The sequence below is a fragment of the Streptomyces sp. NPDC042201 genome (assembly GCF_055582185.1).
Window position 1 is genome coordinate 552,374 of sequence record NZ_JBVJDS010000003.1, and the last position, 25,527, is coordinate 577,900.

Annotated in this window: 10 protein-coding genes; 7 read left to right on the forward strand and 3 right to left on the reverse strand. The window is 71.9% G+C overall.

Features of this window, described 5'->3' with window-relative positions; genetic code table 11:
• Positions 1-948 carry a methionyl-tRNA formyltransferase gene (locus ACZ6MZ_RS09900; RefSeq protein ID WP_469350904.1) on the reverse strand — a complete coding sequence of 316 codons (948 nt, stop codon included), beginning with the start codon at positions 946-948 and terminating at the stop codon, positions 1-3.
• A 250-nt stretch (positions 949-1,198) separates the two neighbouring features.
• Here ACZ6MZ_RS09900 and ACZ6MZ_RS09905 point away from each other — a divergent pair, with 250 nt between their 5' ends.
• The 4 genes from ACZ6MZ_RS09905 to ACZ6MZ_RS09920 all read left to right on the forward strand — a co-directional run bounded on the left by ACZ6MZ_RS09905 (position 1,199) and on the right by ACZ6MZ_RS09920 (position 18,294).
• Positions 1,199-2,551: a lysine N(6)-hydroxylase/L-ornithine N(5)-oxygenase family protein gene (locus ACZ6MZ_RS09905; RefSeq protein WP_469350906.1), complete on the forward strand. Its 1,353-nt coding sequence runs from the start codon at positions 1,199-1,201 to the stop codon at positions 2,549-2,551.
• A gap of 122 nt (positions 2,552-2,673) precedes the next feature.
• A complete protein-coding gene (locus tag ACZ6MZ_RS09910) occupies positions 2,674-3,717 on the forward strand; it encodes an iron-siderophore ABC transporter substrate-binding protein (RefSeq protein ID WP_469350908.1) in 1,044 nt (347 codons plus the stop codon).
• A gap of 136 nt (positions 3,718-3,853) precedes the next feature.
• Positions 3,854-18,088, forward strand: coding sequence for an amino acid adenylation domain-containing protein (locus ACZ6MZ_RS09915; RefSeq protein WP_469350910.1), 14,235 nt, complete (start codon positions 3,854-3,856; stop codon positions 18,086-18,088).
• Positions 18,085-18,294 carry an MbtH family protein gene (locus tag ACZ6MZ_RS09920; protein WP_384190972.1) on the forward strand — a complete coding sequence of 70 codons (210 nt, stop codon included), beginning with the start codon at positions 18,085-18,087 and terminating at the stop codon, positions 18,292-18,294. The genes ACZ6MZ_RS09915 and ACZ6MZ_RS09920 overlap by 4 nt, the downstream gene beginning before the upstream one ends.
• 154 nt (positions 18,295-18,448) lie before the next feature.
• Here ACZ6MZ_RS09920 and ACZ6MZ_RS09925 read toward each other — a convergent pair whose 3' ends face one another.
• Positions 18,449-20,299 (reverse strand): ABC transporter ATP-binding protein, encoded by a 1,851-nt coding sequence (locus tag ACZ6MZ_RS09925; protein ID WP_469350911.1) that lies wholly within the window; start codon positions 20,297-20,299, stop codon positions 18,449-18,451.
• Positions 20,296-21,993: an ABC transporter ATP-binding protein gene (locus tag ACZ6MZ_RS09930; RefSeq protein WP_469350913.1), complete on the reverse strand. Its 1,698-nt coding sequence runs from the start codon at positions 21,991-21,993 to the stop codon at positions 20,296-20,298. Before ACZ6MZ_RS09930 ends, ACZ6MZ_RS09925 begins: the two co-directional genes overlap by 4 nt.
• A gap of 265 nt (positions 21,994-22,258) precedes the next feature.
• Between ACZ6MZ_RS09930 and ACZ6MZ_RS09935 the strand changes: the two genes are divergently transcribed.
• Genes ACZ6MZ_RS09935 through ACZ6MZ_RS09945 form a run of 3 tightly spaced genes read left to right on the forward strand, consistent with a single transcriptional unit; the run spans position 22,259 to position 25,301 of the window.
• Entirely contained in the window at positions 22,259-23,326 is a 1,068-nt protein-coding gene (locus ACZ6MZ_RS09935; protein ID WP_469350915.1) for a FecCD family ABC transporter permease, read from the forward strand.
• A complete protein-coding gene (locus ACZ6MZ_RS09940; RefSeq protein ID WP_469350917.1) occupies positions 23,323-24,426 on the forward strand; it encodes a FecCD family ABC transporter permease in 1,104 nt (367 codons plus the stop codon). The genes ACZ6MZ_RS09935 and ACZ6MZ_RS09940 overlap by 4 nt, the downstream gene beginning before the upstream one ends.
• Entirely contained in the window at positions 24,423-25,301 is an 879-nt protein-coding gene (locus ACZ6MZ_RS09945) for an ABC transporter ATP-binding protein (protein WP_469350918.1), read from the forward strand. Before ACZ6MZ_RS09940 ends, ACZ6MZ_RS09945 begins: the two co-directional genes overlap by 4 nt.
• The last annotated feature ends 226 nt before the right edge of the window (positions 25,302-25,527 follow it).

Here is a 25,527-nt window from a genome sequence, read left to right on the forward strand (position 1 = left end):
TCAGGGACGGCTGGTGAGGTAGCCGCCCATGGAGGTGAAGTACTCGGTCGCGGGCAGCTCGTGGCCGTCCTCCGTCCGTACGCGGGTGATGGCCAGGCCGTGGTTGCGGCCGGTGCGGGCGTCAGCGCCGGCGACGATCACCACGCCGTCGCCCTCGCGGTAGAAGACGCGGCCGGGAGTGCCTCCGTAGCGACCCTCCGAAACGACCGCGGCCAGGACCTCCAGGCGCTTGCCCCTGTGGAAGGTGAAGGCGCTCGGATACGGCGCGGACTGAGCACGGATCAGGCGCTCCAGGACGTCGGCCGGCCAGTCCCAGTTGATCCGGATGTCCGCCTCGGACCGCTTGTGGAAGAAGCTGGCCTGAGAACGGTCCTGCTGGGTGAACTCGGTCTGCCCGGAGGCGATCAGGTCCAGGGCGCCGACCGTCACGGGGGCGATGAGGTCCACGGTCTTGTGGAACACGTCGGTCGCGGTGTCCGTGGGCTCCACCGCCACCGCGCGCTGGTCCACGATGTCGCCCGCGTCGAGCACCTCGTCCATCATGTGGGCCGTGACGCCGACTTCCCGCTCTCCGTTGATGAGGGCCCAGATCAGTGGCGAGAAGCCGGCGTACTTCGGCAGCAGCGAGTCGTGGATGTTCAGCGTGCCGAAACGAGGAAGGCCGTAGATGTGCGGCGGGATCCACGTGCGCCAGTTGTTGGCCACGATGATGTCCGGGCCGGCCTCCTTGAGCCGCTGGAACAGCTCCTCGTCGTCCGGCCTGTTGCGGATGACGACGGGGACGCCGTGTTCTTCGGCCAGGTCGGCGACCGAGTCGCTCCAGATCTTCTCGTAGGCGTGCTCGCTCTTGGGGTGCGTCACGACCATCACCACGTCGTGCTCGGAGTCCAGGAGTGCTTGCAGGGTGCGATGTCCCCAGGTCTGGTAACCGAACATGACGACCCGCATGGGGTTCCTCCTCAGAAGAGCGAATGATCGTAGCAAGTAAAGCAAGGCTTACCTAAGGATGCAACGGGCCCCGATTTCAGGCTCGTTCGGCACCGAGGCTTGCCGCTTGCCCGATTCGTCCCGTCGACAGGCCGACCCAGGTCAGGTTAGCTTTACCTAAGTTCGGCTCCGGCGTTCACGGCGGGCTCGGCGTCTCGTTTTCTTTTCATCCACGCCTGACAGGCGGCTGTCCCGCACGAATGGGAGTGACATGTCACAGGTTCTTCCTGGCGACGCACCTCTGATCCACGACCTCATAGGAATCGGCTTCGGGCCGTCCAATGTGGCCATGGCGATTGCGCTCAGCGAGTACAACGCGGGCGTCGGGAGGCAGGAGGCGGTGACCGCTCACTTCTTCGAGTGCCAGCCGAGCTTCGGATGGCACCGGGGCATGCTGATCGACGACGCGACGATGCAGGTGTCCTTCCTCAAGGACCTGGTGACGCTCCGCAATCCGTCCAGTGAGTACACGTTCCTGCGGTACCTGCAGAGCAAGGGCCGGCTGATCGACTTCGTCAACCACAAGAACCTTTTCCCGCTTCGCGTCGAGTTCCACGACTACTTCGAGTGGGCCGCGGAGAAGGTCGACGACATGGTCTCGTACGGCCATGAGGTCATCGCCGTCGCGCCCGTCGTACGCGACGGAGTGGTGGAGTACCTCGACGTGACGGCCCGTTCGGGGGCGGAGACGGTGGTCCACCGTGCCCGAAACCTCGTCATCGGCACGGGTCTGCGCCCCCTCGTGCCGGAGGGCGTCGAGCGGACCGACCGTGTCTGGCACAACTCCGACCTGCTCGCGAAGGTGGACAGCCTGGAGGGTGCCGACCCCACCCGCTTCATCGTGGTCGGCGCCGGCCAGAGCGCGGCCGAGAACGTGGCGTACCTGCACCGCCGCTTCCCGGGGGCCGAGGTCTGCGCCGTCTTCTCCCGTTACGGCTACAGCCCCGCCGACGACAGCAGCTTCGCCAACCGCATCTTCGATCCCGAGGCGGTCGACGAGTACTTCACGGCCCCCGACGACATCAAGCGCAGGCTGATGGACTACCACGGCAACACCAACTACTCCGTCGTGGACATCGACCTGATCGACGACCTGTACCGGCAGGCGTACCAGGAGAAGGTCCTCGGCACCGAGCGGCTGCGCTTCCTCAACGTCTCACGGCTGACCGCCGTCGAGGAGTCCCAGGACCGCGTCCGCGCCACCGTCACATCCCTGGTCACCGGCGAGGAGGGGGTGCTGGACGCCGATGTCGTGGTCCTCGCCACCGGCTACAGCCAGGCCGACCCGCTCGGTCTTCTCGGCGAGGTCGCGGAAAGCTGCCACCGCGACGACCAGGGCCGGGTGCGCGTCGAGCGGGACTACCGCATCACGACGGACCCCGAACTGCGCTGCGGTATCTACCTCCAGGGCGGCACCGAGCACACCCACGGCATCACGTCGTCGCTGCTCTCCAACACCGCGATCAGGGTCGGCGAGATCCTGGGCTCGATCCTCGACCGGGGTCCGGAGCCCGCCCAGGGCCGGTCCCGGCCGGTCGCCGACGGCATCGGCTCGGTCCGCTGAGGACCTCTTCGTCCCCGAGTTCCCTCCCTGGCAAAGCCTCTCAACCGTCACGCCCGCTTTGTGGCGCCGCTGTACGCGGCAGGCGTGGCACGCACCGTGTAATCCCCGTGAAAGGAACATCCGTGTCCACTGGTACGCGCGTCACTCCGACGCGTTTCGTCAGATACATCCCCCGTGTGGCCGTCGCCGCTGTCGCCGCGCTCGCTCTGTCCGCCTGCGCGGGCGGCGCCGACAAGGCCGAGTCGAAGCCCTCGGGTGAGGCGAACACCACGTCGGCCGCCTTCCCGGTGACGGTGGAGCACAAGTACGGCAGTACGACGATCGAGGCGGAGCCGAAGAGGGTGGTCACCCTGGGCCTGTCGGACCAGGATGCCGTTCTGGGGCTCGGTCTCAAGCCGGTCGGAGCGGTGGACTGGTTCAAGGAGCAGCCGTACGGCAAGTGGCCGTGGACGAAGGACAAGTGGGGGTCCACGAAGCCGGAGATCGTCGGTGAGCGTGACGAGTACAACATCGAGAAGATCGCGGCGCTGAAGCCGGACCTCGTCATCGCGCAGTACTCGGGGATGAAGAAGGAGCAGTACGACACGCTCTCGAAGTTCACCAAGGTCGTCGCCCAGCCCAAGGGCCTGCCCGACTACGGGGCGTCCTGGCAGGTGATGACCCGGCAGATCGGCAAGTCGCTCGGCAAGGCCGCGGAGGGCGAGAAGCTGATCGCCGGCATCGACGCGCGCTTCAAGGCCGTGCGGGACAAGCACCCCGAGTTCGCCGAGAAGACCCTCGCCGTCGCCGACAGCTTCGAGGCGGGCAAGTACTCGGCTTTCACGAAGACCGACCCGAAGGCGATCTTCTTCTCCGAGCTCGGTTTCAAGCTGAAGCCCGAGATCGACACGTTGGCGAAGCCGGGCTGGAACGTCGCCGAACTGAGCGCCGAGAAGCTGAACGTACTCGACGTCGACCGTCTCGTCTGGGTCACCTCCAGCACGGAGGCCAACGACCGCATCAAGGCCGAGCCGCTCTACCAGAAGCTGAAGGTTCACGAGGAGAAGCGCGACCTCTTCGTGCCCTACCAGGACCCGGACATCGGCGCGGCCTTCTCCTTCAACACCGTCCTTTCGATCCCGTACGCCATCGACGAGGTCGAGCCGCTGATCGCGGCCGTCAAGTAAGCGCCGGTCCAACGGGATCCCGTCCGTCCGCCGGCAGGGGCGGGCGGACGGGATCCGCCGTCTGCGCCCAGTTCCTCTTCAGCGCCGCCGGGACGAACCTCACTGACGTATCACCAGGGAAAGGCCCTTTCGAACGATGTTTGACGTCGAGTCGGACCGGACGTCCGCTTCCGGCATACCCGTCACGGGCGGGCAATCCGGCATCTGGCTTGCCCAGCAGATCGACCCGGACAGCTCCGCCTACAACATCGTGTTCGCTCTGGACCTGCGAGGCGACATCGACCTCGGCCGTCTCGCCGCCTCCGTGCGGCAGGCCGTCGGGGAAGCCGAAAGCCTGCACGTGCGGGTCAGCGCCGGGGACGGTGGACCGCGGCAGACGCCCGCTCCTGTTCCCTTCGACGTCCCCGTCGTCGACCTGCGAGGTGCCTCCGATCCCGAGCGGGCCGCCGCCGACTGGATGGACGCCGCGCGCGATCGGCCGGCCGATCCGGCCCGGGGCTCCCTCTTTGACCAGGCCCTGCTGCGCCTGGCCGACGACCACGTCACGTGGTACCAGAGCTACCACCACATCGTCACCGACGGCATGGGCGTCGCGCTCATCACGCGCCGGGCGGGGGAGATCTACACCGCCCCCGACCAGCCTCCCGCCCCCGGTGACTGGCGGATCTCCCGCTTGGTGGCGGCCGACGCGGCCTACCGTGCCTCGGATCGCCACCAGGAGGACCGCGCCTACTGGCTGGCCCGCATGGCCGACCGTCCCGAGCCCGTACGCCTCGTGGAGCGCGCCCCGGCGCTCATGACGCGGCGGCTGCGACGTACGTCCGAGCTGTCCGCAGCGGACACCCACTCGCTGTATGCCGCCGCCGAGCGGGCCGGCACGCGTGCCTCCCGCCTGCTGATCGCGGCCGTGGCCGCCTACCTGCACCGGGTCAGCGGTGAACAGGACCTGGTCCTCGGCCTGCCGATCGCCGCCCGCCAGGACTCCGTGTCGGCCGGTATCCCCGGCATGGTGTCCAACATCGTCCCGCTGCGGTTGTCCGTCCACCCGGGCACGACCGGCGCCGAGCTTCTGGCCGACGTCCGCGACGCCGTCACCGAGGCGGTCGGCCACGGCCGCTACCGCGCCGAGGACCTGGCCAGGGAACTGGGCCTGGCCGACGGCGTGCCCGAGCTCGTCGGCCCGACGGTCAACGTCCTGCCCCGCTCCGAAGAGCTGCGGTTCTCCGACCACGCGATCGAACTCGACCCGGTCTGGGTCGGCCCGGTCAGCGACCTGGCCCTCAGCTTCGTCGAGATCCAGGGAGGGCTGGGCGTCCGTATCCACATCGACGCGGACGCCGACGTGTGCGACGCGGAGACCCTGCGCGCCCATGAGCGCCGCTTCCTGGCGCTGCTGGCCGACCTGGCCGAGGATCTGGACCGCCCCGTCGGCCGCATCGAGCTGACCTCAGGTGCGGAGCGCGGCCTGCTCCTCGGCAAGTTCGGCGTGTCACCGCGCGAGGCCACCGAGCTCTCCTGGCCCGCCGCGTTCGAGCGTCAGGTCCGCCGCACCCCGGACTCCGTCGCACTCGTCTGCGAGGACCGGGAGCTGACGTACGCCGAACTGAACGCGGCGGCCAACCGGCTGGCCCGCCTCCTCGCCGCCCGTGGCGTGGGCGCCGAGGATGTCGTCGCCGTGGCCATGCCGCGTTCCCCCGAACTCGTGGTGTCCCTGCTCGCGGTCATGAAGGCGGGGGCCGCCTATCTGCCGCTGGACGTCGACCATCCGCAGGACCGCATCGTCTACATGCTGGATGACGCCGGGGCGCACACCCTCCTCACCACCAGCGAGTTGTCCGACGTCCTGCCGAAGGGCGCGGGCGTCGGCCACCTGCTGCTCGACGCCCCGTCCGTGGTCTCCGAGTGCGCCCTCCTCGATGCCTCGGACCTGGGTGCGCCCATCGCTTCCGGCCAGGCCGCGTACGTCATCTACACCTCGGGCTCCACCGGCCGGCCCAAGGGCGTCGTCGTCTCCCATGACGGCGTCGGCAGCCTCATCGCCACCGCCACCGACCGCATCGGCATCACGTCCGACAGCCGCGTCGTCCAGTTCGCTTCCTGCGGGTTCGACGTGACGGTCTGGGACCTGATCATGTCGCTGTGCGTGGGCGGCCGCGTCATTGTCGTCCCCACCGAGCGGCGCGTCGCCGGGCCCGCCCTCACGGACTACATCGCACGCCATCGCGCCACCCACATGATCCTGCCGCCGTCCCTCGTCTCGGCTCTGCCGCAGGACTGCCACCTGCCCGACGGCGCCGTGCTGATCGTCGGCACCGAGGCGGTGCCCAGCGAGCTGATCGCCCGCTGGTCCGGACGGCTCCAGGTGGTCGTCGCCTACGGCCTCACCGAGGCCACCGTCAACTCCACCCTGTGGATCGCCACCGCGGACAGGCCCGGACCCGCGCCGATCGGCGAGCCCGACCCCAACACCCGCGCCTACGTGCTCGACTCCGCGCTCCGCCCCGTGCCGGTCGGTGCCGCGGGGGAGCTGTACATCGCCGGCCGCGGCCTCGCCCGCGGCTACCTGGGGAGGCCGGGGCTCACCTCCGAGCGGTTTGTCGCCGACCCGTACGCCGCCGAGCCGGGCGCGCGGATGTACCGCACGGGCGACCGTGTCCGCTGGGCCGCCGACGGCAACCTGGAGTTCCTGGGACGCAGCGACGGCCAGATCAAGATCCGCGGCCACCGCATCGAGCCCGGCGAGATCGAGAGCGCCTTCATGGCCTGCCCGGGCATCGCCCAGGCCGCCGTCCTCGTCCGCGAGGATCACCGGAGCGCCAAGCGGCTCGTCGCCTACCTCGTGGCCGAGGCCGGTACGGACCCGGACGCCTCCGTGACACAGGCGCGCGCCCGGATCGCCGAAGCGCTGCCCGACCACATGGTTCCCTCCGCCGTCGTACGCCTTGACGGGCTCCTGCCGCTGACGCCCAACGGCAAGCTCGACGGCCGCGCCCTGCCCGAGCCCCGGTGGACCGCGACGGCCGGCGGCGACGCGCCCACCACCCCCGCCGAGACCGCGCTCGCCGGGCTGTTCGCCGAGGTGCTCGGCCTGCCGTCGGCCGGCGTCCACGACAGCTTCTTCGAGCTGGGCGGCGACAGCATCGTCGCGATCCAGCTGGTCAACCGCGCCCGCGAGGCCGGGCTCGCGATCACCCCACGCGACGTGTTCCGGCAGCGGACCGTGGCGGCGCTCGCCAGGACGGCGGTCCTGGCCGGCGTGGCGGCGCCGGCGGCGGGCCGGCCGGCCGCACGGGTGGTGCGCCTCGACGAGGACGCCCTGCCTGTCTCCCCGCTCCAGGAAGGCTTCTTCTTCCACGCGGAGTTCGACCGGGAGGCCGGTGACGTGTATGTCGTCCAGGAACTCCTCGACCTCGCGGGCACGGTTGACCCGGACCGGCTGCGTCAGTCGCTCCAACTGCTGCTCGACCGGCATCCGCTGCTGCGCGCCTCGTTCCGCCAGCTCCCGGGCGGCGAGGTCGTCCAGCGGATCGCCGGCCACGCGACCCTTCCCTGGCGCCAGGCGGACACCGCCCACACCACACTGGAGGACCTGCTGCGGCAGGACCGTGCCGAGCGGTTCGACCTCGCCCGGCCGCCGTTGCTGCGGGCCACCCTGATCCGGGACGGGCAGCGCCGGCGGCTCCTGCTCACCCTGCACCACATCGTCGCCGACGGCTGGTCGGTCTCCGTCCTGCTGCGCGAGCTCACCGCTGCCCACCGGGGGGAGGCCCTGCCCGAGCCGCCCGCCCCGCAGCCGTACCTGTCCTGGCTGGCCTGCCGGGACCGTGACGCCGCCCGTGACGCGTGGCGGCAGGCGCTGGCCGGTCTGGACGGCCCCAGCCGGCTGCCCGCCGCCTTCGCCACGGGTGAGGACCGGGCCGCACCGGTCGCCGGGCCCGAGCACGTGGAGGTCCGGCTGCCCGAGTCGCTCACCGCTGACCTGACCGCCCTGGCCCGCAGCCATGGCCTCACCCTCAGCACCGTCGTGCACGGCGCCTGGGCGCTGCTGCTCGGTGGCCTGACCGGCAGTCAGGACGTGGTGTTCGGCACCACCGTCTCGGGACGCACCACCGAGGTCGAGGGCCTGGACTCGGCCGTGGGCCTGTTCATCAACACGGTGCCGGCCCGGGTCACCCTGCACGCCGGCGAGTCACTCGCCGAGCTGCTGCGGCGCGTCCAGGACGAGCACGCGGCCCTCCTGGACCACCAGCATCTCGGGCTCGCCGAGATCCAGCGGATCACGGGCGGTGGGGAACTCTTCGACACGCTCGTGGTGTTCGAGAACTTCCCGTCCGGTGAGCTGTCCACCGAACAGGACGAGGAGGCGCTGCGCGTCACCGGCGCCGAGGTGTTCGACGCCGTGCACTACCCGCTCGCGCTGATCGTCGAGCCCGGCGCCCATCTGTCGCTGCGGTTCACGTACGACGCGGCCCGGCTCGACCAGCTGTCCGTGGCGGTGATCGCCCGCCGGTTCGAGACAGTGCTGCGGACTCTCAGGTCCGACCCCGCCCGCCCGGTCGCCCGGGTCGGGATGCTGTCCGACCGGGAGCAGGAGCGCCTCACCGCGCTGAACGCGACGGCACACCCGCTGCCCGACGCGGATGCCACCCTCGCCTCGCTCTTCGCCGCGCAGGTGGCACGGACCCCGCACGCCCCGGCCGTCGTCTTCGAGGACACCACCCTGACCTACGCCGAACTGGACCGGCGCGCCGAGGCACTTGCCCGGCGGCTGCGGGCACGCGGCGCGGGCCCGGAACGGTTCGTCGCGGTCGCGGTGCCCCGTTCCGCGGAGCTGATGGTCGCGCTGCTCGGCGTGCACAAGGCGGGCGCCGCCTACCTGCCCGTGGATCTCGACTACCCCGCCGACCGGGTGGCGTTCATGCTCGCCGACTCGGGGGCCCGTACCGTCGTGACCACCAGCCACTCGGCCGGGCGACTGCCCGAGGTGCCGGGTCTCGAACACGTCGTCGTCGACCACGACGAGGAGGTCCCCGACACGCCCGGTGCGCACGCGGGACCTGACCACCCCGCGTACCTGATCTACACCTCCGGCTCCACCGGGCGCCCTAAGGGCGTCGCCGTCACCCACCGGGCGATCGTCAACCGTCTCGCCTGGATGCAGGGTGAGTACGGCCTCACCGCCGACGACCGGGTCCTCCAGAAGACCCCGTCCAGCTTCGACGTGTCCGTCTGGGAGTTCTTCTGGGCCCTGGTCGAGGGCGCGACCGTCGTCCTCGCCCGGCCCGACGGCCATCGCGACCCGGCCTATCTGGCCGAGCTGATCCACGCCCGGCGGATCACGACGACGCACTTCGTGCCGTCGATGCTGGCCGTGTTCGTCCGGGTGCTGGACGCCGCCGCCGACGCCCCGGACTGGGCGGCGAGTCTGCGCCGGGTGTTCTGCAGCGGCGAGGCCCTCACCGGACCGGACGCGCGCCGCTGGCGGGAGCTGACCTCCCGCCACGGCCGCGGCCCCGTACCGCTGCACAACCTGTACGGCCCCACCGAGGCGGCGGTCGACACGACGTACTTCCCGTACGAGGGCGGCGCCGAGCTCGCCGTTCCCATCGGCCGCCCCGTGTGGAACACCCGGTTGTACGTGCTTGACGCCTTCCTGCGCCCCGTCCCGGACGGCGTGCCGGGCGAACTGTACCTGGCCGGCGTCCAGTTGGCCCGCGGCTACCACGACCGGCACGGCCTGACCGCCGAGCGGTTCGTCGCCGACCCGTTCGGCGAGCCGGGTGCGCGCATGTACCGGACCGGCGACCTGGTCAGGCGCCGCGCCGACGGCGCCGTCGAGTACCTGGGCCGTACCGACCGGCAGGTGAAGATCCGCGGCAACCGCGTCGAGCTGGGCGAGATCGAGGCCGCCCTGGCCGCCCTGCCGGGTGTTGCCCGCGCCGCCGTGATCGTCCGTGACGGGGTGCTTCTGGGCTACGCCGTTCCCGGTTTCGGCGCCGCCCCGGACGGCGAAGCCCTCCACGCGGCGCTCGCCGAGGCATTGCCCGCGGCGATGGTGCCGACGGCTGTCGTGGCCGTCGACGAGCTGCCGCTGACGCCCAGCGGCAAGCTCGACCAGAACGCCCTGCCCTCGCCGTCCGTCGCCCCCAGGGCCGGTGGCCGGGCGCCCCGCGACGAGCGGGAACGCGCCCTGTGCGAGATCTTCACGGACCTTCTCGGCATGCCCGGGATCGGCGCCGACGACGACTTCTTCGTGCTCGGCGGTGACAGCCTCACGTCGATCGCCGTCGCCACCCGGGCCCGCGAAAGGGGACTGACCATCAGCCCGCGCGATGTATTCGAGCACCGCACGCCCGCCGCGCTCGCCGCCGCGGCCGCAGAGCCGGCTTCGGTTTCGGCGGACCCGAGCGGTCCCGAGGCGCCCACCGGCGGGGTGACCGTGTCCGCCGCCGAAGCCGGGCAGGCCGCCGCCGCTCTCCAGGCCGTGCTCGCCCAGCAGCAGCAGTCCGGGGCAGCGGTCGACCCGGCCCTGAGGGCGCTGCTGGACCAGCTGACCGCCGGCGTGCCGGCGGAGCCCCCGGCCCCCGCCCCGCTGGGCGGACTGGAGCTGTCCCCGGAGGAGAACGCCCGCGTCGAGGCCGTCGCCGGGCTGCCGGTCGCCGACATCTGGCCGCTCTCCCCGCTCCAGGAGGGCATGTACTTCCACGCCACCTACGACGCGGGGGACGCGCTCGACGTCTACCTGTCGCAGGAGACCCTGGACTTCGACCACCGCCTGGACGCCGCCCGGCTGCGTGCCGCCTGCCGGGCGCTCCTGGAGCGCAACGCCAGCCTGCGCGCCGGGTTCACCAGTGACGGTCTGCCCCGGCCCGTGCAGTTCATCGTGGACGGTGCCGAGATCCCCCTGGTGGAGACCGACCTGTCCGGACTGCCGCCGCAGGAGCGGCGCGCCCGGGTGGACGAGCTGCTGGCCGCCGACCGCCGAAAGCGCTTCGACCTGTCGGCGCCGCCCCTGTGCCGCCTCCAGCTGATCCGGCTGGAGGACGGCCGCGACCGGCTCGTCGTCACCCACCACCTCATCCTGTGGGACGGCTGGTCCGCGTGGCTGTTCCTGGAGGAGCTGTTCACGCTGTACGAGCGGGACGGCGACACCACGGGTCTGCCCGCCCCGGGCTCGTACCGCGACTACCTGGCATGGCTGGATGAGCAGGACACAGCCAGGGCCGTCGGCGCGTGGCGCGCCTCGCTCGCCGGTTTCGACGAGCCGACCCTTGTCGCCCCGACGGGCCGCGACGAGGGCCCGGTCATCCCGGCCGACTTCGACGCGGTGCTGACCCGGGAGACCAGCGACCGGCTGCGCGCTCTGGCCCGGCGGCACGGCCTCACCCTGAACACGGTGCTCAACGCCGCCTGGGGCCTGGTCCTCTCCGCGATGACCGGCCGCCGCGACGTCGTCTTCGGCACGGCGGTCGCCGGACGGCCCGCGGACGTACCGGACGTCGCCGGCATCATCGGCATGTTCCTCAACACCATCCCGGCACGGGTCGAGTTCGCTCCGGACGAGCCGCTGCTCGACCTGCTGCGGCGCATGCAGTCCGAGCGGGCCGCGGTCATGCCGTACGAGTACGTCGGACTCGGCACGCTCCAGCAGGAGACCGGCCACCGTCGCCTGTTCGACACCCTCTTCGTACTCCGCTCCGCCGACGGCGAGGGCCGCGCGGCGGCGCTCCGGCAGCGGCACGGCATCACCGACGTGTCGAACGTGGACGGCACCCACTTCCCGCTCACTCTGATCGTCACCCCGGAGACCCGGCTGCGAGTGACCCTGGCGGCCCGGCCCGACCTGTTCGGCGCGGAGGCCGCGACCACGATCCTCGGGCGGTTCACCACCGTCCTCGAGCGGCTCGGGGAGAGCCTCGCCGCCCCGGACGCCGCCTCGACCCGTACCGTCGGCGTGGACCTGCTGCTGCCGCCGGAGCGCGCCGCGCTGACGGCCGAGTGGGCCGGCAGCCGGGAGCCCGTGCCGAACGAGACCATCGCCGACATGCTGACGGCCCAGGTGGCCCGTACCCCGGACGCGGTGGCGCTGGTCTTCGGCGAGCGGGCCCTCACGTACGCCGAACTGGACGCGCACATCAACCGGATCGCCCGCCTGTTCCTCGCCCGGGGCGCGGGACCGGAGAAGGTCGTGGCGCTGGCGTTGCCCCGGTCCATCGACATGGTGGCCGCGCTGTTCGCCGTCCTGCGGACCGGGGCCGCGTATCTGCCGCTGGACCTGGACCACCCGGCCGACCGGCTGCGGCTGATGGCCGAGGACACCGGACCCCTGTGCCTCGTCTCCACCACGGCCGTCGCCCCGGCACTGCGCGGTGGCGCCGGTGCGGTGGCGCCCGAACTCCTCCTGGACGACGAGGCCGTGGCCGCCGAGCTGGCCGCCCTGCCCGGCGGGGAGATCACGGACGCCGAGCGGCCCGCGTTCGCCCACGACGTGCCGGACCGACTGGAATACCCGGCGTACGTCATCTACACCTCCGGCTCCACCGGCCGCCCCAAGGGCGTCGTCACTCCCTACCGGGGGCTGACCAACATGCAGCTCAACCACCAGAAGGAGATCTTCGACCCGGCCATCGGCTCGGCCGGCGGGCGGCGGCTGCGCATCGCGCACACCGTGTCCTTCGCCTTCGACATGTCCTGGGAGGAACTGCTCTGGCTCGTCGAGGGCCACGAGGTCCACGTCTGTGACGAGGAGCTGCGCCGCGACGCCGAGGCGCTGGTCGCCTACTGCGACCGGCACCGGGTGGACGTGGTCAACGTGACCCCCACATACGCCCAGCTCCTCATCGAGGAGGGCCTCCTCGACCGGGACGAGACGGTCGGGAAGCACCGCCCGGCCCTCGTCCTCCTCGGTGGCGAGGCCGTGTCCGACACCGTATGGACGAAGCTGCGCCGCACCGAGGGGACCTACGGGTACAACCTGTACGGGCCGACCGAGTACACCATCAACACCCTCGGCGGCTCGACGACGGACAGCGCGACCCCCACGGTCGGCATGCCCATCCGCAACACCCGCGCCTATGTTCTGGACGCGATGCTGCGCCCGGTGCCGCCGGGCTGCCCCGGCGAGCTGTACATCGCCGGCACCGGTCTGGCCCGCGGCTACCACGAGCGTCCCGCGCTGAGCGCCGAGCGGTTCGTCGCGGACCCGTTCGGGGAGCCGGGTGAGCGGATGTACCGCACGGGTGACCTCGTACGGCAGCGGCCCGACGGCCTGCTCGACTTCCTGGGCCGTACCGACGACCAGGTGAAGATCCGCGGCTACCGGATCGAACTGGGCGAGATCTCCACGGCCTTGTCCGCGCACTCCGAGGTCGCCCACGCGGCGGTCGTCGTGAACGAGAGCACCGGGACGAAGCGCCTGGTCGGTTACTTCGCGCCGGAGGACGGCACGGAAGCGGGGGAGAGCCTGCTCCAGCGGCTGCGTGACCACCTGAAGGCAGGGCTGCCCGACTACATGGTCCCGTCCGCGCTCGTCGCCGTGGACACGCTGCCGCTCACCGTCAACGGCAAGCTGGACGTACGCGCCCTGCCCGCACCGGACTTCGCCGCTACGGGCACGAGCCGCGCGCCCCGCACCCCGCGCGAAGAGACGCTGTGCGCCCTCTTCGCGGAGGTGCTCGGCCTGCCGGAGGGCAGCGTCGGCATCGACAGCGACTTCTTCGAGCTGGGCGGCCACTCGCTGCTGGCCACCCGCCTCGTCAGCCGCGCCCGCACCGCCCTTGACACCGAACTCGCGATCCGCGACCTGTTCGAGGCACCCACCGTCGCCGAACTGGTCGAGCGCGCGGCCCGCTCCGGCGGCGCCGCCCGCCCGGCGCTGACGGCCGGTGAGCGGCCCGACGTGCTGCCGCTCTCGCACGCCCAGCAGCGGCTGTGGGTCATCCAGCAGATCGAGTGTGCCTCCGCCGCCTACAACTTCCCGCTGGTCATGCGGCTGCGCGGCACCCTCGACGTCGAGGCGTGGGGCGCGGCGCTCGCCGATGTGACGGCCCGGCACGAAGCCCTGCGGACGGTGTTTGTGGAGCCGGACGGCCAGGCGATCCAGAAGGTGCTGCCCGCCGAAGAGGCGCGGCCCGTCGTGGAGCGGCTGCGCGCCACCGAGGACGAGGTGCCCGCCCTCGTCGACAGGGCCGTCAACCGGCCGTTCGACCTCGCCGCCGAACTGCCGTTGCGCACCACGATCGTGGAGCTGACGCCGCGGGACCACGTCGTGGTCCTGCTGCTGCACCACATCACCACCGACGAGTGGTCGGACCGCCCGTTCCTCCGTGACCTCGCCACCGCCTACGCGGCCCGCGTCTCCGGTGCGGCCCCGCGATGGGAGCCGCTGCCGGTCCAGTACGCCGACTACGCGCTGTGGCAGCAGCGCCTGCTCGGCGACCCGGCGGACGCGGCCGGCCTGGCGGCCCAGCAGCTGGAATACTGGCGTACGACCCTGGAGGGCGCACCCGAGGAGCTGGAACTGCCCACGGACCGGCCGCGCCCGGCACGGCCTGCCTTCTCCGGCGCCGAATTGGACATCGCGTTCGAGGCCGACGTCCACGAGGGGCTGAAGCGGCTCGCCCGCGAGACCGGCGCCAGCATGTTCATGGTGGTGCACGCCGCCGTGGCCGCCCTGCTGCATCGCCTGGGCGCCGGCACGGACATCCCCCTCGGCTCGCCCATCGCGGGGCGCGGCGACGAAGCGCTGGACGACCTGGTCGGCTTCTTCGTCAACACGCTCGTGCTGCGGACGGACCTGAGTGGCGACCCGAGCTTCATCGAACTTCTGGCCCGGGTCCGGGAGACGGACCTGGCGGCGTTCTCGCACGCGGACGTGCCGTTCGAGTCGGTGGTGGAGAAGCTCAACCCGACGCGCTCGCTGTCCCGGAACCCGCTGTTCCAGGTGATGGTCGGCTACCACGCCCGCACGGGCGACGCACTGGAACTGCCCGGCCTCCACGCCGACTACGTGCCGTTCCGCATCCGCTCGGCCAAGTTCGACCTGGTGTTCAGCTTCACCGAGCACACCTCGGCCGGCGGCGCCGAGGACTATCTGAACTGCCGTCTGGAATTCGCCACGGAGCTGTTCGACCACGAGACCGCCGAACGCCTCGGTGATCGCCTCCGGGCGCTCGTCGCGGCCCTCGTCGCCGCACCCGGACAGCCCGTCTCGCGGGCGGAGATCCTCGCGGACGACGAACGGCAGCTGGTCCTGGGGGACTTCAACGACACGTCCCGCGAGGTAGACGAGGAGTCGTTCCCCGCTCTGTTCGCACGGCGGCTCGCCGAGCGCCCCGACGCGGTCGCCGTCGTCGACCGCGCCCGCTCCGTGACGTATACGCAGCTCGACGCCCGCGCCAACCGCGTGGCCCGGCTGCTGGCCGCACGCGGCATGGGCGCCGGGAGCGTGGTCGGCGTGGCCGTGCCCCGCTCGGTCGACATGGTCGCCACGGTGCTCGCCGCGCTGAAGCTGGGCGCCGCGTTCCTGCCGCTCGACCTGGTCCACCCGTCCGACCGCCTGACATACATGATCGAGGACTCGCGGGCGGCGCTCGTGGTCGGCACCGAGCCGGTCGCGGGGAAGATCCCGGAGGTGGCGGGCGTACCGGTGGTGCTGCTCGACGAGCCTTCGGTCGCCGCCGAGCTGGACACGCTGCCGCAGACCGCGGTCGAGGGGGAGCGGGTCGGCCTGGACCAGGCCGCGTACGTCATCTACACGTCCGGTTCGACGGGCCGCCCCAAGGGCGTGGTCGTCCCGCACGAGGGCATCGCCAGTCTCGTCGCCACCGCGGTCGACCGGATGGGCCTGGAACGCGACAGCCGGGTCCTCCAGTTCGCGTCGATCGGCTTCGACGTCTTCGTCTTCGAGCTGTCCATGGCGCTGTGCCGGGGAGGCCGGCTCGTTCTCATCACGGAAGAGGCCCGGGTCGCCGGCCCGGCGCTCACCGACTTCCTCGCGGACCAGCGGATCACGCACATGATCCTTCCGCCGTCCCTCGTGTCGGCCCTGCCGCCGGGCTGCCGGCTGCCCGCGGGCTCGACCGTCCTGGTCGGTACGGAGACGGTGCCGCCGGACCTGTTCGAGCGGTTCGGTGCGACGGCCCACCTGATCTGCGCGTACGGCCTCACCGAGGCGACGGTCAACTCCACACTGTGGTCCGCACGCGAGCACGGCGGGCGCCCCTCCGGCCGGGTGCCCATCGGGCGGCCCGACCCCAACACCCGCTGCTACGTGCTGGACGAGAACCTGCGGCCGGTCCCGCCGGGTGTCACGGGCGAGCTGTACGTCTCCGGACGCGGCCTCGCGCGCGGCTACCTCGGCAAGGCGGGGCTGACGTCGGAGCGGTTCGTCGCCGACCCGTACGGCTCGCCCGGCAGCCGGATGTACCGCACCGGTGACCGCGCCCGCTGGCGCGCGGACGGCAACCTCGACTTCCTCGGGCGGGTCGACACCCAGGTCAAGGTCCGCGGCTTCCGCATCGAGCTGGGTGAGATCGAGGCGGCCCTCGCCGGACACCCCTCGGTCGCCCAGGCCGCCGTGGTGCCCGACCGCGACGGCGACATCGTCCGGCTCGTCGGCTACGCCGTGCCGGATGCCGGCGAGCTGGACCCGCGCGAGCTGCGCGCGCATATGGCCGGTGTGCTGCCCGAGTACATGGTCCCGGCGCTGGTCGTCCCCCTGGACGGCCCGCTGCCGCTGACGCCCAACGGCAAGCTGGACCGCAAGGCGCTGCCCGCGCCGGACTGGGCCGCGATGACCGGCGGCGCGCTCCCGGCCACCGGGACGCAGGCCAGGCTCGCCGCGTTGTTCTGCGAGATCCTCAAGCTGGAGAAGGTCGGCATCCACGACAACTTCTTCGCGCTCGGCGGCCACTCCATGGCGTCGATGCGGCTGTTGGGCCGTATCCGCGCCGAGTTCGGGATCGAGCTGAGCATCCGGGACATCTTCGACGCGCTGACCGTCGCCGGTCTCGACGGCAAGCTGAAGGGCGCGGCGGCGGCCCGCCCGGCACTGCGCCCGGCGAAGGACCGCCGGCACCCGCCGGTGGCGGCCCCGGTCCAGCGCTGGCAGTGGGACGCCCACCGCCGTCACGCGGGCTTCGACCACGCGCTCGTACTGCGCTCGTCCGGCGGACTGGACGTGGACGCGCTGTCCGCCGCGCTCGCCGATGTGGCCGCTCGTCACGAGCCGCTCCGTACGGCGTTCACGGAACGGGACGGCGCGCTGTACCACCGGGTCACCGAGCCTCCTGTCCTGAAACTGGAGGAGTGCGAGGACCTGGAGGCGCGCCTGGCGGAACTGGCGGCCGGGGCGCCGGAGCCGGTCCGTGAGGCACCGCTCGGGGCCCACCTGCTGACGGCGGCCACCGGGCGGCAGGCGCTGCTGCTGACCATGCACTACCTGGCGGTGGACGAGTGGTCGGTCGTCCCGCTCTTCCGTGACCTGACGGCGGCCTACGCGGCCCGTAAGGAGAGCCGGGCGCCCGCGTGGCAGCGGCTGCCGGTCTCGTACAGCGACTACGCCCAGTGGGCCCGCGAGGTCCTGGGCGACCTGGGCGATCCGGACAGCCTGGGCGGCCGGCAGCTCGCCTACTGGCGCGAGACGTTGAAGGACGTGCCGGCCGGGCCGGCTCTGCCGGCGGACGGCGCGCGCCCGTCCTCGCCCGGCGCGGACCAGGTGGGCTTCGTCCTGGACGAGGAGACGCACGCGGCCGTGGACGACCTGGCCCGGGCGACCGGCACCAGCATGTTCATGGTTCTGCACTCCGCCCTGGCGGCGCTGCTCACCGCCCACGGCGCGGGCACGGACCTGCCCATCGGTACGATGGTCGCCGGCCGTACGGACGACCAACTGGCCGATCTGGTGGGCTGTTTCTTCAACACGGTCGTACTGCGCACCGACGTGGCGGGCGACCCGACGTTCGCGGAGCTGCTGTCCCGCGTGCGGGAGACCACGCTCAGCGCCCTCGACCGGCAGGACGTCCCGTTCGAGGAGGTCGTACGGACGACCGGGCTGCCGCCGGAGGGCCCGCAGGTGATGGTGATCCACCATGAACAGGCGGACCTGGAGCAACTGGAGGGTGGCATCGGCTCCCTCGACGCCGTACCGACCGGTTCGACCCGGGCCCGGCTGACCCTCAGCTTCTACGAGCCGCGCGGTGACGGGCCCGTCCACTGCGGCCTGATCTACGCCACCGACCTGCTCGGCGCCGCCACGGCACGGCGGCTCGCCGACGAACTCCAGAGGCTGCTGCGCACCGTGGCAGCCGAACCGGAACAGCCGCTCTCGGAGCTGTTCGCCGCCCTGTCCACAAGGAGTGACAACGCATGACCACCAACCCGTTCGAGGACCCGCAGGGCCGCTTCCTGGTCCTGGTCAACGACGAGAACCAGCATTCGCTGTGGCCGTCCTTCGCCGAGGTTCCCGCCGGATGGCGGACCGTCTTCGGCGAGGACACGCGCGAGGCATGCCTCGCGTACGTCGAAGAGCACTGGACGGACCTGCGCCCGGCGAGCCTCGTCGCCCGGCAGGGGTGACCCCCCCATCAAGACGCCGCCGCCCATGGAGAACCCTCTCCATGGGCGGCGGCGTTCTGCGCGTGGGCGGTCTCTGCGGCCCTTCGTCAGCCTGTGAAACGAGGTGACTGGGTCCGATCCGCCGGGGCCTAGGCGGCGGGCCCCGTGCCGAGGGTTACTCCGGCACGGCCGGTTCCCGGCGGCTGTCGGACCACGCCGACCAGAGTTCGGCGTAGCGGCCGCCCGCCGCGACGAGTTCGTCGTGCGTGCCCGTCTCGACGACGCGGCCCTCGTTCAGGACGACGACGCGGTCCGCGGTCGCCGCCTGGGGGAGGCGGTGGGCCACCATCACGCCCGTACGGCCCTCCAGCGCGCGCAGAGCGGCGGTTTCCAGCACCCGGGCGCCCGCGCTGCCGGCGTCGGCGGTGGCCTCGTCCAGGATCGCGATGGGCGGGTCGGCGAGTACGAGACGGGCGAGGGCCAGTTGCTGGGCCTGGGTCACCGTGAGGCGGTGGCCGCCCTCGCCCACGACCGTGGCCAGGCCGTCGGGCAGCGTCTCGGCCCAGCCCAGCGCGTCGACACGGGCCAGCGCGGCGCGCAGCTCCTCGTGCGTCGCCTCGGGGCGGGCCAGTCGCAGGTCCTCGGACAGCGGGCCCGCGAAGACATGGACCTCCTGGCTGATCAGGGTGACCGCCTGCCGGACCCCGGCCGGGCCCAACTCCCGGGAGTCCACGCCGCCCAGGGAGATCGCACCTGTCGCCGGAGCGTGGACGCCCGCGATCAGCTTCGCCAGCGTGGTCTTTCCGGCGCCGCTGGCGCCGACCAGGGCCAGCCGTTCGCCGTCCCGCACCTCCAGGTCCACCGCGCGGAGCACCGGATGGCCGTCCACGTACGCGTGACCGAGGTCCAGTACCTTGACCGAGCCGTCCACCGGCGCGGCGGTCCGCCCGTCGGGCTCCCGTTCGGCCGGGAGGCTCGACACGCCGACGAGACGGGCGAGGCTCGCCCCGGCGGACTGTGCGTCGTCGATGAGGAAGAGCGCGGCGTTGATCGGGTTGAACAGGCCGTGGAAGTAGAGCGCGGCGGCGGTCGCCGTACCGATGCTCACCGAGCCGTTGTCGACCAGCAGGAATCCGGTGACGAGGATCGACGTCATGCCGATGAACTCGGCGATGTTCAGGCGGGAGAAGAAGCCCGAGACGAGGCGCATGCCCCGCGCCGCCAGGTCGACGGCCGCCTGCGACCGCTGCTCCACCAGCTCCGCGTGACGTCCGTTCAGACGGAACGCCCGTACCGTGCGCACCCCGCCGACGCTGTCGAGCAGCTGGTGCTGCAGAGCGCCGGTCGCCACCCGGTGCGCGGCGTAGATGCTCGCAGCGCGCGGGATGTACCAACGCACCGTGAGGACATGGACCGGGACGGACACCAGCACGGCGAGCAGGAAGCGCCAGTCGAGGAGGGCGAGCCCCCCCAGGGTCAGCACGATGGTGAGGAAGGCACCGACGAACTCCGGCAGGGCCTGCCGTACCGCCTTCGCGATCAGGGTGACGTCACCCGTCACCCGGGAGGTCAGGTCGCCGGAGCCGGCCTGCTCGACCCGTTCGAGCGGCAGTCGCAGTGCCCGCGCGATGAACCGTTCCCGCAGGTCCGCGAGGACCGTCTCGCCGAGCCTGGCGACAAGGGACTTGCCGAGGGCGGTCGCGACGGCCCTGGCGACGGCGACCGTCAGGAGGAGCAGCATCGGCACGGTCAGCGCGGCCGCGCCGCGCTGGTCCACGACCAGGTCCACGATGTGGCCGAGCAGCGGCGCGGTCAGCAGCCCGGTGCCCGTGCCGAGGACCAGTACGGTCACCGCGCCCACCGTCAGCAGCCGGTGACGGCGTAGCAGTCCGCGGACGACGGCGAGGGTCTGGGCGCCGTCGGCGGTGGGCAGGAGCTCGCGTTCGGGCGTGCCGGTTCCGCTCATCGTCCGTCCATCGTTCTTCTCGTCCGGGTTCCGCGGGTCGCTGTTCCGAGTGGTCGTCATGCCAGTACCGCCGAGCGGTACGCCTCGTGGGCGCCGACCAACTCGGGGTGGCTGCCCCTGGCGGTCACCCGGCCGTTGTCGAGCATGACCACGACGTCGGTTCCGGCGAGCAGGGCGGGGCTGGTGGTGACCAGGACCGTGGTGCGGCTCCGGCGCAGGTCCCGCAGCCGGGCCGCGATGCGGGCCTCGGTGACCGTGTCGACGGCGGTGGTCGGGTCGTGGACGACCAGGACCGGCGGGTCGGCGGCCAGGGCCCGGGCGAGCGCGACCCGCTGGCGCTGGCCGCCGGACAGCGACCGGCCCCGTTCGGTGAGGACGGTGTCCACGCCCTCGGGCAGGGCCCGGGCGACATCGTCCGCCGCCGAGGCGGCCAGCGCCGGGCCTATCTCCGCCCTCGCGGTGTCCGCTCCGGCCCGTACGTTGGCGAGGAGGCTGTCCTCGAACAGGTCGGCATCGTGGTGGGCGACCAGGATCATGCGGCGGATGTCGCCGGGGTCGAGGTCGGTCAGTGGTACGCCGTCGAGCTCGACGGTGCCCTCGGCGGGGTCGAGTTCGCGGCCCAGGCAGAGCAGCAGGTCGTTCGCGGCGGCCGGGTCACGGGTGACCACACCGACGAGGCTGCCGGGGGCGATGTCGAGGTCGACGCCGCGCAGCGCGCCCTGGGTGACGCCGCGCAGCCGCAGCCGCCCGAGGACCGGCTCGGGAAGCGTGGCCTTCCCGGCCACGACGGCGGGAGGCGAGGCGAGGATCTCGGCGACCCGGCCTGCCGAGGCGCGCCCCTGGGCGAACTCGCCGTTGACGTAGGTGAGGAGCTGGAAAGGACCGAGGAGGTACTGGGCGAGGCCGACGGCCGCCACCAGCTCACCCACGCTGATGGTGCCTCGCATCGCCAGATGAGCGCCGACGAGCCCGATGACCGCGATGAAGATGCCCGTCAGGGCAAGGATCGCGCCGTCGTGCCAGGCCCGGCTGCCGGCCGCCCGCAGGGCAGCGGACAGAGAGCTCCGGCTCGTCTCCCGGTACCGGGAGACCGCGGCCGATTCGGCGCCGATCCCCTTCAGTACGCGCAGGCCGCTGACCAGGTCGGCGGCGACCCCGGACGCGTGCGCCGCGTGCTCCTGCTCGGCCTCGCTGCGCCGTTCGAGCGGGCGGCTGATGAGATGGCCGATCCACAGCAGGGGCGGGACGCCGAGGAGGACGAGCAGGCCCAGTGGCACGGAGATACGGAGCAGTGCCACCGCGCTGACGGCCAGCCCGGCGACCGCGGACAGCGCGTACGGCAGTGCGGAGACGACGGAACCGACGCGTCGGGCGTCGCCGGTCGCGACGGCGGTCAGCGCGCCGGGCAGCCGTCCGGAGTCGGCGCCGCCCCGCGGATCGAGCACCCGGTCGGCGAGGTCCTGCCGGATCCGGTGCGCGGCGCCTTCGCCCGCTCCTTCGGTGAGCCGTGCGGAGTTCCGGTAGCACGTGGACAGTACGAGGAAGAGACCGGCGAGCACGAGCAGCCAGCGCAGGAGGGCGCCGGAGGAACCGGTCGCCACCGCCTCGTCGATGACCAGACCGATGACCACCGGGACGAGGGCCTCGCACGCTTGGTGCGCGGTGCCGAGGAGTGATGCTCCGACGACTCGGCGGCGCTGGTCGGCAAGCGCTCTCCGGAGGACATGGCCCCCCGATGGTCCTCCAGCGGACATGCGGCGGCCTCCACAAGAACGGGGCTGGATAAGTTAGGTAAGCCTACCTTAATGACGGCCCGTGCCAAGGCCGCGCGTGGGGCCTCGGCGGCACCGTCGTGCGGGCGTCGGCGCGGGCCGGACCACCGCGTTGACCCCGTCGCGGCTGTACGGTTAGGCTCACCTAAGTTTCATCGTTCGTACGTCATGTCGCTTGCGGCACACCCTTGTTCAACGCTTCGCGCGACTCGCGGGGCACTCGGAAGCGCCGCCAGGGGAGTGGTCCTTGTCTGTCGAAGCCCGGGCGGTGTCCGGAAGCGAGACCGCCGGTCCCGTCGTGCCCACGGCACGGCCGTCGTCGGCGGCCCTGCGCGGTCTCGGGCTTCTCGTGACGCTCGGCGCGCTCGTCCTCGTCTCACTGATCAGCGTCTGGGTGGGCACCAGAGGGATTCCGTTCGCCTCGACATGGGACCTCCTGTGGCGTCCTGACGCGTCGGAAGCCTCCGTCATCATCCACGACTACCGGATCCCCCGTACCGTCCTCGGCCTCCTCGTCGGAGTGGCCCTCGGGCTGTCCGGCGCCCTGATGCAGGCCCTGACACGCAATCCGCTCGCCGACCCCGGACTGCTCGGGGTGAACCTGGGCGCCTCCACGGGCGTCGTCGTGGCCATCGCGTTCATGGGGGTGGCCGCTCCTCTCGGCTATGTGTGGTTCGCCCTCGCCGGGGCGGCCGCGGCGTCGGTGGTTGTCCATCTCCTGGGCTCCTCCGGGCGCAAACTGGCCACTCCCGACCGGCTCGTCGTCGCGGGAGCGGCCGTGACCGCCGTGCTGTACGCCTTCAACTGGGGCGTGCTGCTCTTCGATCCGGAGGCGTTCGACCAGTTCCGCTTCTGGACCGTGGGCTCTCTCGCGGGCCGGTACTACGACATCGTCTTCCTCGTCCTGCCGTTCGTCGCCGTCGGTACGATCGTCGCTTTCCTCCTTGCCCCGTCCCTCAACGCCCTGGCGATGGGCGACCAGATGGGGCGCGCCCTGGGCGTGAACGTCGGCCGCACCCGCGTGCTGTCGGCGGTCGCCGTGATGCTGCTGTGCGGCGCCGCCACCGCCGCCGTCGGGCCGATCAGCTTCGTGGGCCTGGCCGTTCCGCACGTCGCTCGGTTCCTCTCCGGAACCGACCAGCGCTGGGTGCTCGCGTACTCGATGCTGCTCGCACCGGTCCTGCTCGTCGGCTCGGACGTGCTGGGGCGTGTGCTCGGCGCTCCGGGTGAGGTACAGGTCGGCATCGTCACCGCGTTCATCGGCGCGCCCTTGTTCATCGCGCTGTGCCGCCGTCGAAAGCTGGTCATGCTGTGAGTGCCGTGGACGAGGCGAAAACCTCCGGGCCCGGATCCGCCGACACCCCCGCCCCCCGCGTCATCAGCGGCCGGGTCGTCCGCACCGGAGCGGGCGGTGTCTCGCTGCGCGTGCAGGGCCGGGTGTTCGCCGTGACCGCCCTGCTGCTCGTCGCGCTGATCGTCGTCATGGGGGTCACCCTGACCACCGGCGACTTTCCTCTCTCCGTCGGGGAGGTCCTCCGGGCCCTGACCGGTAACGGATCCGACGCCGCCGACTTCGTCGTCAACACCCTGCGCATGCCGCGCATCCTGAGCGCGGTGTTCGTCGGCGCGGCCCTCGCGGTGAGCGGGGCGATCCTGCAGAGCCTCACCCGCAACTCCCTCGGCAGCCCCGACATCATCGGCTTCACCAACGGCTCCGCCGTGGGCGCGCTCGTCGTCATCATCGTGCTGCACGGCAGCATGACCCAGATCGCGTTCGGCGCGCTGGTCGGTGGTCTCGTCACGGCCCTCGCCGTCAACCTCCTCATGGTCGGCCGCGGGTTGCAGGGTTTCCGGCTGGTCGTCATCGGCATCGGCGTCAGCGCCCTGCTGCTCGCCGTCAACTCGTACCTGGTCACCCGGGCGACCTTCCAGGAGGCCCTGGAGGCCCAGGCGTGGCTGATCGGCAGCCTGGGGAACCGACTGTGGACGCACGCGAACGCCATCGGTATCGCCCTCGCCGTCCTGCTGCCGCCGGCCTTCCTCCTCTCCCGCCGCCTCACCATGGTGGAGATGGGCGACACCACCGCCATGGCGCTCGGCGTCGACGTGCGGCGCACCCGCACGGTCCTCCTTGTGATCAGCGTCGCCCTCGCCGCGTTCGCCACCGCCGTCACCGGCCCCATCTGGTTCATCGCCCTGGCCGCGCCCCAGGTGTGCCGCAGGCTCACCCGGTCGTCCGGCCCCGCGCTGCTGCCGTCCGCCCTCATGGGCGCCTTTCTGCTCGCCCTGAGCGACCTCGTCGTGCAGCGGGTCTTCGCACCCGCGCTTCTTCCGGTGGGCACGGCGACCGGCGCCATCGGCGGGCTGTACCTCATCTGGCTGCTGATCACCGAATCACGAAAGAGCCGCGCATGACCGGAACGAACTCCCCGCAGCCCCGGCTGCGTGCCGAGGACCTCACGCTGTCCTACGACCAGCGGACCGTGGCCACGTCCCTGAGCGTCGACATCCCCGACCACTCCTTCACGGTGATCATCGGGCCGAACGCCTGCGGCAAGTCGACGCTGCTCACGGCGCTGGCCCGGATGCTCAAGCCCAAGGCCGGGCAGGTCTACCTCGACGGCGCCGCCATCGCCTCGTACCGCTCCCGTGAGGTCGCCCGCCGCCTCGGCCTGCTCCCGCAGTCCTCCAGCGCGCCGGGCGGCATCACGGCCGGCGACCTCGTGGCCCGCGGCCGCTACCCGCACCAGCGGCTGCTGAAGCAGTGGTCCGCCGAGGACGAGGCCGCTGTCGTCGAAGCGATGCGGCAGACCGACGTACTCGACCTGGCCGACCGCCCCGTGGACGACCTCTCCGGCGGCCAGCGGCAGCGCGTCTGGCTGTCCATGGTGCTGGCGCAGCAGACCTCCATCCTTCTGCTGGATGAACCGACCACCTACCTCGACATCGCCCACCAGGTCGAGGTGCTCGACCTGTGCGCCGAACTCCACGCCCGCAAGGGCCACACCGTCGTCGCGGTCCTGCACGACCTCAACCAGGCGTGCCGCTACGCCACTCACCTCATCGTGATGCGGCCCGGCGGAGTCATCGCCGCCCAGGGAGACCCGGCGACCGTCATGACCGCCGAGCTCGTCGAGGACGTGTTCGGCCTGCCCTGCCGGATCATCGGCGACCCCGAGACCGGCACCCCGCTGATGGTCCCGGCCGCCCCCAGGCGGTACGAGCCGGAGGCCGGCGCGGCCGGCGTCCCGGACTCGGCCACCGACGCCGTGCTGGCCGAAAGTTCCTAGGCCCTGTCCGGCGGATCTTCGCGGATCACCCCGACTTGGCGACACTCTTAGGTAAGGCTAACCTAACCTTGATGGTGTCTCATCGAGGTGACACGGCGTACCAAGAGGGCGTCTTGCACGGTAGAACCGAGGAAGGTACGTCTTGATCACGGCCAGGCCGCGCCCCGCAAGGCAGTTGTCCGACGCGCTCCACCCCAGGTGTCAACCTTCCGCCGCGGTCCGCCCG